Here is a 14,075-nt window from a genome sequence, read left to right on the forward strand (position 1 = left end):
TGCGCGAGGCACTAGGGATTACTTTGCTTGGATTTCGAACTACCGGGGTTGCGACGGCAATCCTGGCTTTGTCGTGTTCGGACATGGCCTATGCTGCTACTTGGCAATCAGCAATAGCAGTGCCTTCGACGGTCGAGTACGACAGCAACCCACTGCTGCTTACGAGTGGTGAGAAGGGGGTGACCCGTACCATCATCGCCCCCGATTACAGCCTCGTGGGTACTTCCGGACGGGATGAGTTCCAGTTCGGTCTCGGGTTAAATATCGTGCGTTCGTCGGATACGTCCATCGTTTCGGACCGTGAAGATCCCAGATTAAAGTTAGGGTGGCAGCGCGCGACCGAAACGGGTGCTTTTGGACTCACGGCGAGATATGAAGAAAACTCGACGCTTTCCACGGTGGTTCAGGAAACCGGCGTAGTTGCCTCTGATGGCACGCAAAAGATGTATTTGGTGGGCGGCAACTGGAGCACTGCTCTCAGCGAGCGAAGTACCCTGGTTAACGAGACCGACTACACTCATGTCACTTACGATGTTGGTTCACTGACCGACTATGACGAGCTGGCGACCCGCTTCAGCTGGAACTATGCATGGAGTGAGCAGGTCGAGCTGTTCACCCGTCTTGGCGTGAGGCGCTATGAGCCGGAGAAGGGGACTGCGGTGGCTTCCTCAAACAGCTACACCCCCGCGATCGGCTTGAATGTCCAATTCTCCGAGCGGCTTAAGGGGACGGCCTACGCGGGTCTCAACCAAGTCTCGGGCACCGGTAGCGGCCCCAAAGGCCAGGGCGGTTTAATGTTGCAATATGCCGGTGAGCGTATTGATACCAGCATCGACGCCAGTCGTAGCACTCTCGCCAGCGGCGACGGTGGTTTCGTCGAGGTTGATGCCCTGAGGGGGACATGGAGCTATGCCGTCGACGAGACCCGGCGCACCGGTTTCGATGCCTCCTGGCAAGACGCCAAAGGCCGGACGCCTAATACCCTGAAAAATTACAGTGCCTGGTTTAGCCAAGAACTCTCGCCTTTTTGGATTGCACGCCTATCCTACACATACAAACAACGCCAGCAAGATGGCTTGCCGGATGCCACTGCAAACGTCGTCGGGCTGATGCTGACTTATAGTTATCCCGGTCTCTGACATTCAGCTGTGTGAGAAATATGGCCTCTGAATACGAAATGTCGTTCAACGACTACCTAGCTATCATCAAGCACCACGCCCTGCTGTTGATCGTGAGTTTCGTGGTCATACTGGGCGTGTGCATAGCGGTAGCGATCTCTCTCCCGCCGACCTATGAGTCATCCGGTACGATTCTGGTGGAGTCTCAACAGATTTCGCCAGACTTGGTGGCGGCCAACAACAATACCTTTGCCGATGAGCGCATCGAAGTCATTCGCCAGCGCGTGATGACCCGTGAGCATCTGGAAGGGATCATCGACAAATACAATCTTTTTGCTTCGCAAAGTCGGCAACTGAGCGTTAGCGAGAAGATCGAAGAAATGCGCAATGCGATTGTGGTCTCCCTGGTCAGTGCTGCCGTTAAGGGGCGCGGAGAGGTGACGATTGCTTTCCGTCTTTCCTTTGAGCACCGGCAGCCAGAGATTGCGAACAAAGTTGCCAATGAGCTGGTGACGCTGTTTCTGGATGAAAACATCAAGCAGCGCACCGAGCGCGCCAGTGAAACGACAGAGTTCCTGACGCAGGAGGCGGACAAACTCAGGGTGGAACTGGAAGCCCTTGAGAACCGGTTGGCGGACTTCAAGCAGGCACACAGCAACGCGCTGCCCGAGCATCAAGAGCTGCGCATGAATATGTTGACGCGCGCAGAAACCGAGCTTAAAGAGGTCGACCGTGACTACAAAACTGCCCGTGAGGAGTTGCGCTTCAATGAGCTGGAGCTTTCCGCCGCGAATGCCGGGCTGGCGACCAAGCCTGGAGTACCCGGTGCGGCAGTTGATAAACCACAGGATCTGGCTAGCCTCAAAGCGGAGTACACCAGGTTGCAGTCGCTGTATACGCAAGCCCACCCCGACGTGCGTGCCGTCAAACGCAAAATTGCTGCACTTGAGGCTGGCAAAGGTGCTGGTGGTGCAGCGGCTTCGGTCAATCTGGACGTTGCCAAGGCCCAGACGCGGATCTCCGCAGCAGAAGCACGTATCAAGTCGCTGGCCGATCAAAAGCAGCAAATACTCGGAAAAATAGCCGAATACGAGGCGCAAATTCTTGAGACGCCGCAAGTCGAGCGCGGCTTGGTCACGGTGATGCGTGACCATGATAACGCTCGTAAAAAATATGAGGAGATTCGCACGAAGGAAATGGGTGCGAAAATTTCCGAAAGCCTGGAGCAGGAAAACAAAGCCGAGCGTTTTGTTCTTCTGGAGTCACCACTGATGCCCGAAAAGCCGGTACGGCCGAACCGTAAAAAAGTGGTTGCCATGGGTTTCTTGCTTGCCCCGGTGGGTGCTGGTGCGCTGGTGATGCTTCTCGAGATGATGAGTCAGCGTGTGCGCGGTGCTCAGGCCTTGGCCAGCGTGCTGGGTAGACGCGTATTGGTTTCCATTCCCTACATTCACACCAAGGCTGAACTGGCACGCCGCAGGAAATGGCGAATGCTATTGATCGTCTGTGGAGTCGCGATAATCGCGATCTTTCTGGTGCTCCTGCACTTCCTCTACATGCCTCTGGATCTTCTGATGTTTAAAGCTCTGGGCCGGTTTGCATAAGGAATATAACCATGGAAATAATCAATCTCGATACCGAAAAAGCCGAGCAACAGACCTCGTCAAAAGCCATGACACCGACCGCGCAGTCCACAGGTCTGAATGCACTCAGTTATGTGCAAACCAAGGTTGTACCTTTGCGACCAGATCACCTTGAGCGCAACCGCATTGTGGCTTACAACAAAAATTCGAGTATGGGCGGGGCATTCGATCTACTGCGTACACAAGTGCTGAAAATCATGGAAGAAAATGGCTGGCGCACGCTCGCCATCACCTCGCCGACTCCAGAGGCAGGCAAAACGGTGTTGGCTATAAACCTGGCAATGAGTATCGCGCATCACACGACCAAGACGGCGTTACTGGTGGACTTCGACTTGCGTCGTCCGAAGGTGGGTGAGTATCTGGGTCTGCCGATGGATAAATCGCTTAATGAATTGTTGGCGGATGAAGCTGAACTGCAAGAAGTACTGGTCAATCCGACCTTGCCGCGCTTTGTGGTCCTGCCGACGCGTGAGCCGATTCCTCTTTCCACCGAGGTGTTGTCATCGCCTGCAGTGAGCCATTTGATTGCTGATCTGCGCGAGCGCTACAACTCACGCATCGTAATTTTCGACTTGCCGCCGTTGTTGAGTTCGGATGATGTGATTAACGTCTTGCCCAGGTTCGACTGCGTCCTGCTCGTTGTCGCTAATGGATTGAACAGCAAGAAAGAGATCGAGGAAAGCCTGCATCATCTTGGGACAGCCAACCTGATTGGCACGGTGTTGAACAAAGCCGAGCGCGAAAACCGCTCTTACTACTAGAGCATCACCCGCAGGAGATCGGCGCTATTGGCTAGCGCCGACGGTCAGTGCCAAGGGTACTTCTGCTCCCAGCTCCAGGCGTGCGCCACTATCTGTTCAAGTGAGCCAAATTGCGGTTGCCAGCCAAGTAATGTGTTGGCCCTGCGGGGATCGGCCACAAGGCGTGGTGGATCGCCCGCGCGACGTGGCGCTTCGCTGACAGAGATATCCTGGCCGGTCACGTAGCGCGCGGTATCTATCACTTGCTGTACTGAGAAACCTTGCCCGTTACCGAGGTTGAACGCCGTGCTTGCACCCCCTGCCAACAGATAATCCACGGCAAGTGCGTGAGCGGCAACGAGGTCGACAACGTGGACGTAGTCGCGAATGCAAGTGCCGTCAGGCGTGTCGTAATCACGGCCATAGACGGTGATGGTTGCGCGCCGTCCGGAGGCTGCTTGCAGGATCAGGGGCAGCAGGTGGGTTTCCGGTTCATGGCGTTCACCTAACTGTCCTTCAGGGTCTGCTCCGGCGGCGTTGAAGTAGCGCAGGCAGACCGATTTCAGCCCGTATGCGCGGTCGAAATCCTCAAGCATCTGCTCCACCATCCACTTGCTGCGACCATAAGGGTTGATCGCGACCTTGGGATGCTCCTCGTCGATGGGTACATACACCGGGTCACCGTAGACGGCGGCGGTTGAGGAAAAAATGAAGTTTTTAACCCCGGCGCGAACCATCGCCTGGAGCAGCGTCAGGGTGGCGGCGAAGTTGTTTTGATAGTACTTGGCAGGTTTAGCGACGGATTCGCCCACCTGTATAAAGGAGGCGAAGTGGAACACGGCATCGAAGTGGTGTCCCGCAAACAGGGCGTCCAGCGCCTGTTCGTCGGCTATGTCCAGTTCGACCAATGTCCCGCCCCTCAACGCGCTGCGATAACCCGTTGAGAAATTGTCTGCCACCACAAGATCGTGACCCGCACTCAGTAGCTGCTTCACCATGTGCGAGCCGATATAACCCGCGCCACCCACCACCAAAAATTTCATCCTGATCTCCGATTTCCTGCACTATCGCTGTGCAAGCTTGCCCTGGGTGACACCTTTTTTCAAAAACAACCAGCTCGAACCCTGCAAGTCGAACTTGATTGTATAACGGCCATCAAGGCAGGTCGCGGGCAGCTTCTTCATTTGCTCCAGAATGCCAAGGGTGAACTGTGCCAAGCCTTGCGACTCGCTACGTTTGGAGCGCCAAAGGAGAGATTATTTTGAACAAGATACCGCGAGAGCGCCAATTGGAGCTACCCTCTGAGGAAGCATATGGGCATCCTGCGAGAATAATAATCAAATGAAAAATCCTGCCAAAATTATCGATTACTCATTAAACATATTCAAAGCAGAATGGCCAAATTTAGTGTTGTGGTCATTTCTGCTATCACCGTTGATTGTTAGAGCGCTAACAAACAATCAATACTCTAAAATTGATTTATTGGTCGTTTACACCCTTGGCATGTCGGTGTTGTGGCTTTTGGCAATTAGATTTATTTCATCCAATCAGTTCAAGGTGCACATCATTCTGCTGCCATTCTATTTGATAGCAGCTATTGATCTCTTTTTGGTGTTGAATTTCAACTCGAGATTAACAGCTGCCTATATATTTATTGGCTTGACAAACTATCAGGAGGCAAGCGAATTTCTGCCGACCTATTGGCAGCCAATCAGTATCGTTCTGGTGATTTTCATATTTTGCTATGGGGCTGGATTAATCGGCCTGCATAAGCGCGAATTATATAAAAACAAGGGTATTTTTGTTTTGGTTGTTAGCGCCTTGTTAGTGGGCTATGGGGCGTATTTTTATAAAACCGTCAAACTTAATTCTTTCGGGAAATCTGCAGTCATGGATCTCCTTGCAAAAGATCAAAGCACGCCAGTAGGTTATTTGTCGCAGATTGCCCTGACTGCAAATTTGTATTTGGGGACGGAGGAGCTTATCAAGCGCCGTCGGGAATCCGATGTAAAAATAACCAGCCTGTCGAATCAATCCAATATAGAAACAATCGTTTTTGTAATCGGTGAGTCATCACGGCCGCAGAACTGGTCCCTCTACGGCTATAACAAGGAAACAACCCCGAATCTCGGTAAGCAGGCGGGGCTTTTCAAGTTTAATCAGATCTGCACGACAGCTCCCTATACCTCGTTTGCGGTTCCTTCAATGCTGAGCCTTGAGCCTATATCGGATTGGGACGCCATTGCGTCAACAAAATCATTGGTGAGTATCTATCGCGCAGCCGGGTACATGACCTATTGGTTGTCTGTGCAGGAGGTTGATAGTTTTGGCGGAATAATTCCACAAATAGCCGCAGAGGCACAATACCGTCAGTATTTTGAGAGAAGCTATGATGGAGCATTGATTTCAGAATATGAAAAAATACTGAATAAAAGCGGTACAGAAAAGAAAGCCATATTCATTCATGTCAAGGGCAGTCATTTCGAGTATTCACGCCGATACCCGGAAAACTTCGATAAATTCAAGCCATCAACAGACAGCTTCAAAGACAAAATTACCGCGGAATATGACAATAGTATTTTGTATACGGACTGGCTATTGAGCACAATTATTGATCGATTGAAGTCAAGCAAAAAACCATCTGTCTTGTTTTATTCATCGGATCATGGTGAAAACATGATGGATGACAGTCGAGGGCTCTTGGGTCATGGAATTGGCAATAAATATGATCTTCCGGTTTCGGCATTTATCTGGGCATCCGATAATGTTTCAAGCCAGCAATCGCTCAAGCTTTTAAAGTTGAAGGAAAGAGAAAGTCAGAAAATCAGCATATCCTCCTTGCCACATACTCTTTTAAATATCACAGGGGTTTTCACGAGTAAGTACAGAAGATCGGATGATTTATTAAGTGATGATTTTGTATCGTCGAAATGTCCACATCTGCTCGGCGCAGGCTATGTTCCATCGTTTGATTTTGACGCCCTTTAAAACAACGCCGCAAGGCGTTGTTCCATCAAGTTGAGGTCGGCTGCGCATCGCCTAAGGTTGTGCTTGCGTGACGTCTTTTTTCAAAAACAACCAGTTCGACGCCTGCAAGCCGTCGAACTTGATTGTGTAGCGGCCATCAAGGTAGGTCGCGGGCAGCTTCTTCATTTGCCCCAGAATGCCGTGGGTGAACAGTGTCAAGCCTTGCGGCGCCTGGATGGTTAGCGTGCCCTCGAGGGGCTCAACGTAAAAAGGTATTTTGTCGTCGTCTTGGGGAATGGCGCGGGTGCCTAACGAAATCAGTAAATCCTGCGATCGGCCCAAAGGCGCGTCGTCCAGACTTTGCACCACCACACTGGCGTTGGCAGTCTTCACTTGAACCTTAATGTTGCCCAGGCTGATCGATTCGCCGCCGATCCAGCCCGTAGCGGCCTGGGTACGCGGTGTATTAATGGTGTAGACGCCTTGTTTCCAGTTGCGCTTTAGCTCTCCCGTGTCGGTCGTGGACTCGATGGCATTGGCGTCCAGCAGCGACTGGTCAGGGTCATGAAATTCCTGTGCATTGCTTGGGATAACGCTCTGTTGCAACCAAGGCAACTCCGGCGTTTGTGGCATCGCGATTTCCAGCTTGCCTTTCTCCATGGCTGTGCGCAGTAGAGCAGAGTTGGCCGGTGTGATCATTTGGTTGAACAGGGTGCCTGGCGTCGGCGCGAAGACGTAGGTCGTTGTTGCTTCGCGAACGTCTGCACGGCGATAAAGCAAGGCGGCGGCGGGCAGGGTAGCCAGCATTGCAGGGTCGTTATAGGCGTGCCAGTTGTTGGCACTCATCCCTTGGCCCCCCAATGGCTCCTGGCTGTAGGCATATTGCATCAGTGCATCCCAGCCTTGGTGGCGGGCGGTGCCGGCGATATAGAGTGGCAGCGAATGGCGGTCTGGTGTCGGGAAGGGCTCATTGTTCCACTCGGTGACGGTCAAGGGTTTGCCGATGACCTGGCCGGCGGCAATCCAATTCACTATGCCGTCGCTGTAGAGCGGGTTTTTCTCTATCTGCCCCGAGCCCCCGTAACTATGGACATCTATTACGTCGCCGGCAGTAAGGGCCGGCAGGGAGTTCAGACCATTGCGGCCCCAGCTACTGGTCGTGGCGATGGGGACCTTCACGCCTATTCCACGCAGGTGTTGAATCATGTCGACGTTGAAACGTCGCTCCAGATCGTTAAGGAACAGCTTGGAGGGGCCTGGCTCCCAGGAGCGCCAGGTCTGGTTTGCAGACAGATTGTGCTGTTTGGCGAAAGCCTCGGCCTCCGCCATGTAGACGCGGTTGTGCTTCGGCACATTCTTGTCTGGCAACAGGGCGTTGCCAAAGTGGTTGGTGACGTCGTTTTCGTTGGTGATCAGTACGGCGGCAATCGCCGGGTCGTCTTTGTAGGCGAGACCGGTATAGCTGTTTACATGGGTCATGTAGGCTTCGGCAAAGCGCTTCATGGCTTTCTGAATGGTGAGATTCACATAGGAATAGCCCTTGAGGTAGGTAAAATTTTGCTCTTCTTTTGGCAACTCATCGAAGCCATAAATGTTGTCGTTTTCAGTAAAGACTCGCTGGACGTGCAGATCGAGCCACACATAAATGCCTTCGTCTTTCAGGCACTTGATCCACCAGTCGATTTTTTTCAGCGATTCCGGGCTCAATTGCTGGGTGGTGCTGCGCGTGACCCTGCCGTCGCCAAAGATGTTCGGGAAGACCCATGGCGAGTCATGGTGGTGCAGTCGTACAAGATTGAAGCCCAGTGCCGACAGGCGTTTGGCCTGCAGCTTGATTGCATCGTCGGACGTGAGGAACAGCGTGTAGGCCGAAAGGTTGGTGCCCCAGAAACGCGCCGCAGTGTTGTCGGCAAATAGCAATTGCTCGCCGGAGGCTTTGATGAAGCCGCGCTTGCCTGCAGGTTTTTCCTGAGCGTTGAGAAAGGACAGGTCGACCGGCGAGGTTTTCCAGTCGAGCTTGTCAGTCGGCCAGCTCTTTGGGTCCGACAATCCGAAGCGCTCGGTTGTGGTCGGGCCGACCGCCACATCGCCAGAAACGCTCAAGGTGGCTGTGAAGTCCTGGCGGCCAGGTTTGATCGTGTTCTTGTAGAAAAAAGCACGCACCTCGGATTTACTGCCCGGTTCAAAGTACACACCCGCCAGTGCGGGCTCGAAGCGCATTTCGATGCGTCGCCCTTGTGCATTGCCCCAGGTCCAGCCGCGGTTGTCGGGTAGCAAAGTGGGCTCGCCCATTTCTCCAGGGAAAAGAGCGGGGTCGAATTCGAAGACGATGCCACCACCTGAAACGCCCGACTTCCCGCTGTGTGCATCCAGGACAAAGGTCCAGGTCAGCTTTTGCTCGTCTTGCTTCTGAATCTGCGCAGTCAAGTCGAAATCCAGCGCTTTGTTTTTGCCTGCAAGGGAGTATCGATAAGGGGTATTTACCTTGAATTCGGTCTGCAAATACGTCCAGTCCCAGTTGCGCCCAAAGAACGAGAATGTCGTAGCAATTACCGGACTGCCACCACGCGCCAGCATTGGCAGGCCATTGCGCTCATCCACACTCACGACCCAGTCCGACGCCCAGGTACGAAACGGCCAAATAGCAAAAAACAGCAGTGGCAGGAGCAGTATCCGGGGGCGACGAAACAACTGGATCATGGGTTCTACCTGAGTTGGAGGTGGGCGCTCGCCGTGACGGCCGTCGAGGTGTGCTTGAGCCTGCGTGCCATCTGAGCGTAGGCGACGCCCAGTCCAGCCACCGACCAATACACCACGGGGATTACCGTGATACTGCTAACGGTAACGATGGTGATCAGGATCCCGGCCAGTGTCGCCAGAAGTGCACGTCCGAGTCGGCGTGCCTCATCGTCTTCGTTGGGGAACGAACGCATCCCCTTGCGGATGCCCTGCAGAACACTGACGAAAAAAACCACGAAAAGCGTCAAACCAATCAAACCGAACGACAGCGCTATGCCGATATAGGTGTTCACGATATCGATGATCCCCTGGCCCTGAATCATGGACTGCATTTCCGGTGTGCTGCGGAAATTGAAAGAACCCAGCCAAGGGTTGCGCTGGATAACGATCACGGCGTTATCAATCAAGCGCTGCCGGTAGGTGATATTTTCCACTTCCACCGTGCCGATAAACGGTAGCAGATCAAGCACTTTTTGCCCGCCCGGCACGACGGCCAGCAAGGGAAGGGCGAGCCCCCCGGCGGCGGCCAGCAGCATCAGGCGTTTGATCGCTTTACGGCCGGTGCCGATGAACACGACGATGATGACGGCTGCACCGATCCAGGGGCCACGCGACAGCGGTGCGAACAGACCACCGGCGAGCAACAGTGCGCCGAGGCCGCGCTGCAATTTGCTACGTACCTCCTCCTGCATGTACAGGTAAAAGCCGATGGCCACGCTGATGACGAAGCCCAGCGCAATGGCCTGGCCGGTAGTGGCGCTGGCGCGTAATGAGCCACCACGGCTCAAGTAGCCGGGATCCCATTGCATGCCCATGGCGTTGACAACCGCGCTGTACAGCTGCCAGCGCTTGGAATATTCGAAGAGACCTATAAGCGACAGCACCATGGCGGCGAGTACAAAACCGAACAGAGCGTCCTTGAAGTCGCTGAGGTTCTTCAGCGCCCGGCTGGCAACGTAGTAAGGCAAAAAAACTTCGAGGAACAGGTAGAGCATTTGGCGCAAGGTGTCGGTGACGGTGGTTTCGCGCAGCAAAAGCAGACTCGTCAGCAGGAGGTAGGCGGCTAACAGTTTGTCAGGCCAGGTGCGCCCGAAAGGGACCGTGTCGGCGCGCTTGCGCAGAGCCAAAAAAGCCGGAAGCAACACACACAGTGCCAGCAGACGAATATGGTTAAGGACAACAAAATAGTTGATCAGGCCGAAGCCGGGAATCTCCGCCGGGGACGGCGGGATGAGAAACAGCAGCAGGAAAAACAACGCCACGGGATTGCGTTCGCGATTTCGTGCGAAGGTCAAAACGAGCGCGGCAATGCCTGCGTACACCCAGAAACTGTGCGAAACAAATGCCAGTAACGTCAATACGAACCACAGATTGCGCCGACGAGTGAAATTACGGTCGGGAATCAGGTCTGCTGCTGGTCGACGTGCCATGGCAAAAACGATGCCAGCAAGGACCAGAATGACGATTAACGCGCGGAAGTGCTCAGGCATGGATGATTGGACTTATTGATTGATGAGCGACGACTAGTGGAATGGCCAGACGCGACTATAGTTCCTTTTGAGCCATTGAGTCCGGGGATGATGTTATGTCGTTAGTTGATTTGTCGCCAACGTTGGGCCTTCGTAAGCGAGCGATCTCTGCCGGGGCATGGAATCTGGGGGCGCTGGTTACGTCTCAAGCCTTTCGCTTGGGCGGCAACCTGATAATGGCCCGTCTGCTGATGCCGGAGATGTTCGGCATCATGATGATCGCCATCACCGTTTCTCTGGTTCTGCACATGCTTTCCGATGTCGGCTTGCGCCAGAACATCATCCAGAGCCCGCGTGGCGACGATCCGGTGTTTCTCAATACCATCTGGACCGTGCAGATCGTGCGCGGCTTTATCCTTTTTGCTTCGACACTTCTCCTCGCGGCCCTCGCCTGGTATGCACAGACCATTAATCTGTGGTCGCCCAATTCCACCTACGCCGCACCCGAGTTGCCGCTGGTGTTGGCCGTGACCGGTTTCTCGGCAATCATCGTTGGCTTTCAGTCGACCAAAATCGACCTGGCAGTGCGCGCTTTCCAGCAAAAGAAAGTGGTGCTCACCGAGTTTGGGTCTCAGGTCGTGGGGCTGGTGGTCATGCTGGGCATCGGTTACTTCACCAGGTCCATCTGGTCGCTGGTGATTGCAGGTCTGATCCAATCGATGGTCAACACGCTGTTGGGGCATTTCTGGTTTGAGGGCCCTTCTAACCGTCTGCAGTGGGAGCGTTCTGCGCTCGATGAATTAGTCGGCTTCGGCCGTTGGATACTGTTGTCGTCGGCAGTGGGCGTATTGGCCCTGTACGGTGATCGTGTCTGGTTCGGCGGCAGCATGACGCCCGCTGAACTGGGCGTTTACTCCATTGCCGTGCTGATTTTGGGAGCTGTTCAGCTTGCGTTGCAAAAGATAGTCGGGGCCGTGGCCTTGCCGGCCTTCAGTGAGGCCTCAAGAACTAATGACACCGTACGGCTCCACGCTTTGTACTACCGCTTGAAATTGATGCTCGATCTTGCCTGCCTGTTCCTCTGTGGACTGTTCCTGACCGGCAGTCCACTGCTCATCAGCATCTTGTACGATGAGCGTTACGCTGAGGCTGGCAACATGATGGCCATTCTTTCACTCTCTTTTTTCACCATGCGCTACCTGCTGGCGAATCAGGTCTGGATTGCCTTGGGACTCACCAAGTACCAGGCTATCGATAACATTATTCGCGTGGTCTCGTTGTGGGTGCTGCTGCCTCTGCTGCTGGCGATTGGCGGGGTTAAATATGCGATTTGGGGCGCTGCCCTGTACACGTTTCCTACGCTTATCCTGGTTTTTTATGTCAATGGTCGTCTAGGGCTGTTCAGTCTCAAGCGTGAACTGGTGGTGCTGCCAATGCTGGCGGTGGGGGCTTTGTGTGGGGAATTATTGACGGATCTTTTTAAATGGCTTTGATCTGATCTGTTTCTCTTGATGTTTCCAAAGCTGTGGCACAGCGTCGCCATTGAGGTATGGATGGTCGTCGCCAAAAAATGTGGCCTTGATGTGTAGTTGAAAATTCCAACGTAATCTCGGTGTCGTGGAGCTTTGAATCATGAGAGAAACTGATTTGAATACCTCTGTGATGGGGCGCAGAGGCTTCCTCCAGGTGTCTGCTCTGTTGAGTATTGGAGGGCTCATGTTCGGATTTTCCAAAGCCGTTGCCCGGCCTTCTGCTGCTAAATCCGAGTTTGTTGTCATCAACGGATGGGTGCTGCCTGCCCGGCATTTTCGGCAAACACAAGCATGATCAAAGACTACCAATCGCAGAAAGAACTCCGCGACCACTATGACGTCTGCATCATAGGCGGTGGGCCGGCCGGCATTACGCTGGCCTTGCGATTAGCCGGTAATGGTCGGCGTGTGGTGCTTGTCGAGGGCGGCGGGCACGAGTATTCGCCGGCTTCGCAGAGCCTCTATACGGTCTCATCGTCAGGCCTCGAGGTCTACGCTCATGAAACACGCCTGCGCTTTCTTGGCGGGACCTCCAATCACTGGGCAGGGCGATGCCGTCCATTCGAAAAGTCGGACTTTACCGTAGGCCCTCCGGTGCCCGTGCCCGGTTGGCCCATCGCGTTTTCCGAGATCGAGCGCAATCTGTCGGCGGCCATGGATATTGTCGATCTTCCGCCGCACTCCGGATTCAAGGCTATCAATGCGACTTTGGACGGCACCGACTTTGACGCTGATCGTTTTCTACTAAGCCCGCCGACGCGATTTGCACAAAAATATGCCAGGGAACTTAATGAGACCGAGGGGCTGGATGTCTTCATCCATTGCAATTGCGTCGATCTTGAATTCGACAGCGAGACCGGCCGCATAGAAACGATAGTCGTCTCGGACTACGAGTTGCATCGAGAGCGAGTCACGGCAAAACAATTCATTCTGGCGACAGGCGCGATCGAGAATGCCAGGCACCTGCTCAACAGCGAGTCCCTGGCAGCTGGCGGTATCGTAAGCAAGGATGGTTTCGTCGGTAGATGCTTCATGGAGCACCTGAACGTCGAAATGGGAAACTTCATCCTGAAAGACGGGCAGGGTACAGATGCTCGGCAGTACTTCACGACCGATGCATTCGTGATGCAGCACAAGTCAGGTAAAGGGAATGTGACGGCCACGCTTGTAGCTGAAGTGAAATCCTATGGGCGAATGGCTGCCATCAAGAGCTTTTTCGAGAACCTCGTTTGCGAAGTGGGTGCGGAGCGCAAGGTTGAATTTATTGCCAAGTTCGATTGCCCTGGAGATGGGGTGCTCGGCACGCTGATCGAGCAGTTTCCCAACCCTGATAGCCGCATCTCATTGCTCGACGAGCGAGATGCGTTAGGGATGAGGAAGGTCAAGATTCATTGGGAGCTAACTCCTGCAGACAGGGAAACCGTCAAGTCTATAGGGCTCGAAGTGGCAAAGTGTTTTGCCGACACAGGGCTGGGCTTCGTCAAGTTGGAAGAATTTGTGTATGACGTCGATTTGCCACTGAAGCTCAATCCCCATGCTCATCATATGGGGACCACGCGGATGGCGACTTCGCCTGAGTTTGGTGTGGTCGACGAGAACTGCAAAGTGTTTGGTGTTGAGAATCTTTACGTTGCGGGCAGCAGTGTTTTCGCTACAGGGGGGGCCTGTAACCCCACGATGCCTCTTTTGCAACTCGCTCTAAGGCTGGCAGATTATCTCCACCATCAGATGGGGCCCGGGGTGGGCAGATATTCATGAAGGGGGAGCATGTGTGGATTATTTGAGTGTTGGATTTTAGGGAAGCGTCTACTCTTAGGGTAGTGGTAATGAAGAATCAGGGTGTATCTAACTCTGGCACAGATGTCTA

Annotated in this window: 11 protein-coding genes; 7 read left to right on the forward strand and 4 right to left on the reverse strand. The window is 53.8% G+C overall.

Annotated elements, in window-relative coordinates; genetic code table 11:
* Positions 1–83 precede the first annotated feature (83 nt).
* From ACMXYH_RS12560 to ACMXYH_RS12570, 3 genes are all read left to right on the forward strand, one after another.
* Positions 84–1,139 carry a hypothetical protein gene (locus tag ACMXYH_RS12560; RefSeq protein ID WP_415767260.1) on the forward strand — a complete coding sequence of 352 codons (1,056 nt, stop codon included), beginning with the start codon at positions 84–86 and terminating at the stop codon, positions 1,137–1,139.
* A gap of 20 nt (positions 1,140–1,159) precedes the next feature.
* Entirely contained in the window at positions 1,160–2,722 is a 1,563-nt protein-coding gene (locus ACMXYH_RS12565) for a GumC family protein (protein ID WP_129436680.1), read from the forward strand.
* A gap of 68 nt (positions 2,723–2,790) precedes the next feature.
* Entirely contained in the window at positions 2,791–3,522 is a 732-nt protein-coding gene (locus ACMXYH_RS12570) for a CpsD/CapB family tyrosine-protein kinase (protein WP_256657768.1), read from the forward strand.
* A gap of 44 nt (positions 3,523–3,566) precedes the next feature.
* Here the strand turns inward: ACMXYH_RS12570 and galE are convergent, their stop codons facing one another.
* Together galE and ACMXYH_RS12580 are read right to left on the reverse strand one after the other, a co-directional pair.
* Positions 3,567–4,544, reverse strand: a complete 978-nt coding sequence (gene galE / locus ACMXYH_RS12575; protein WP_282480513.1) for a UDP-glucose 4-epimerase GalE — start codon at positions 4,542–4,544, stop codon at positions 3,567–3,569.
* A gap of 21 nt (positions 4,545–4,565) precedes the next feature.
* Positions 4,566–4,718 carry a hypothetical protein gene (locus tag ACMXYH_RS12580; RefSeq protein ID WP_178122713.1) on the reverse strand — a complete coding sequence of 51 codons (153 nt, stop codon included), beginning with the start codon at positions 4,716–4,718 and terminating at the stop codon, positions 4,566–4,568.
* A gap of 124 nt (positions 4,719–4,842) precedes the next feature.
* On the opposite strand from ACMXYH_RS12580, the gene ACMXYH_RS12585 reads away from it, so the two are divergent.
* Positions 4,843–6,489 carry a phosphoethanolamine transferase gene (locus ACMXYH_RS12585; RefSeq protein WP_415767261.1) on the forward strand — a complete coding sequence of 549 codons (1,647 nt, stop codon included), beginning with the start codon at positions 4,843–4,845 and terminating at the stop codon, positions 6,487–6,489.
* A gap of 51 nt (positions 6,490–6,540) precedes the next feature.
* Here ACMXYH_RS12585 and ACMXYH_RS12590 read toward each other — a convergent pair whose 3' ends face one another.
* Together ACMXYH_RS12590 and ACMXYH_RS12595 are read right to left on the reverse strand one after the other, a co-directional pair.
* The gene (locus ACMXYH_RS12590; RefSeq protein WP_415767262.1) at positions 6,541–9,168 is read right to left on the reverse strand and encodes a glycosyl hydrolase family 5; all 2,628 of its coding nucleotides are present in this window, start codon (positions 9,166–9,168) and stop codon (positions 6,541–6,543) included.
* Positions 9,169–9,173: 5 nt separating this feature from the next.
* Positions 9,174–10,697, reverse strand: a complete 1,524-nt coding sequence (locus ACMXYH_RS12595) for an O-antigen ligase family protein (RefSeq protein ID WP_415767263.1) — start codon at positions 10,695–10,697, stop codon at positions 9,174–9,176.
* Positions 10,698–10,792: 95 nt separating this feature from the next.
* Here ACMXYH_RS12595 and ACMXYH_RS12600 point away from each other — a divergent pair, with 95 nt between their 5' ends.
* The 3 genes from ACMXYH_RS12600 (at position 10,793) to ACMXYH_RS12610 (ending at position 13,966) form a co-directional block, all read left to right on the forward strand.
* Positions 10,793–12,169 carry an oligosaccharide flippase family protein gene (locus ACMXYH_RS12600; protein ID WP_415767264.1) on the forward strand — a complete coding sequence of 459 codons (1,377 nt, stop codon included), beginning with the start codon at positions 10,793–10,795 and terminating at the stop codon, positions 12,167–12,169.
* A gap of 139 nt (positions 12,170–12,308) precedes the next feature.
* Entirely contained in the window at positions 12,309–12,503 is a 195-nt protein-coding gene (locus ACMXYH_RS12605; protein ID WP_415767265.1) for a hypothetical protein, read from the forward strand.
* On the forward strand, positions 12,500–13,966 hold the full coding sequence (locus ACMXYH_RS12610) for an FAD-dependent oxidoreductase (RefSeq protein WP_415767266.1): 1,467 nt from the start codon (positions 12,500–12,502) through the stop codon (positions 13,964–13,966). Before ACMXYH_RS12605 ends, ACMXYH_RS12610 begins: the two co-directional genes overlap by 4 nt.
* Positions 13,967–14,075: the final 109 nt, after the last annotated feature.

This window comes from Pseudomonas frigoris, from assembly GCF_047758635.1.
GTDB lineage: Bacteria > Pseudomonadota > Gammaproteobacteria > Pseudomonadales > Pseudomonadaceae > Aquipseudomonas > Aquipseudomonas frigoris.

Excerpts from the sequence above, each read along its gene's own strand:
- ACMXYH_RS12610 (WP_415767266.1), top strand. The coding sequence starts at position 12,500 with ATGATCAAAGACTACCAATCGCAGAAAGAACTCCGCGACCACTATGAC.
- ACMXYH_RS12585 (WP_415767261.1), top strand. The coding sequence starts at position 4,843 with ATGAAAAATCCTGCCAAAATTATCGATTACTCATTAAACATATTCAAA.
- ACMXYH_RS12590 (WP_415767262.1), bottom strand. The coding sequence starts at position 9,168 with ATGATCCAGTTGTTTCGTCGCCCCCGGATACTGCTCCTGCCACTGCTG.
- ACMXYH_RS12605 (WP_415767265.1), top strand. The coding sequence starts at position 12,309 with ATGAGAGAAACTGATTTGAATACCTCTGTGATGGGGCGCAGAGGCTTC.
- ACMXYH_RS12565 (WP_129436680.1), top strand. The coding sequence starts at position 1,160 with ATGGCCTCTGAATACGAAATGTCGTTCAACGACTACCTAGCTATCATC.
- ACMXYH_RS12600 (WP_415767264.1), top strand. The coding sequence starts at position 10,793 with ATGTCGTTAGTTGATTTGTCGCCAACGTTGGGCCTTCGTAAGCGAGCG.
- ACMXYH_RS12595 (WP_415767263.1), bottom strand. The coding sequence starts at position 10,697 with ATGCCTGAGCACTTCCGCGCGTTAATCGTCATTCTGGTCCTTGCTGGC.
- ACMXYH_RS12570 (WP_256657768.1), top strand. The coding sequence starts at position 2,791 with ATGACACCGACCGCGCAGTCCACAGGTCTGAATGCACTCAGTTATGTG.
- galE (WP_282480513.1), bottom strand. The coding sequence starts at position 4,544 with ATGAAATTTTTGGTGGTGGGTGGCGCGGGTTATATCGGCTCGCACATG.
- ACMXYH_RS12560 (WP_415767260.1), top strand. The coding sequence starts at position 84 with ATGGCCTATGCTGCTACTTGGCAATCAGCAATAGCAGTGCCTTCGACG.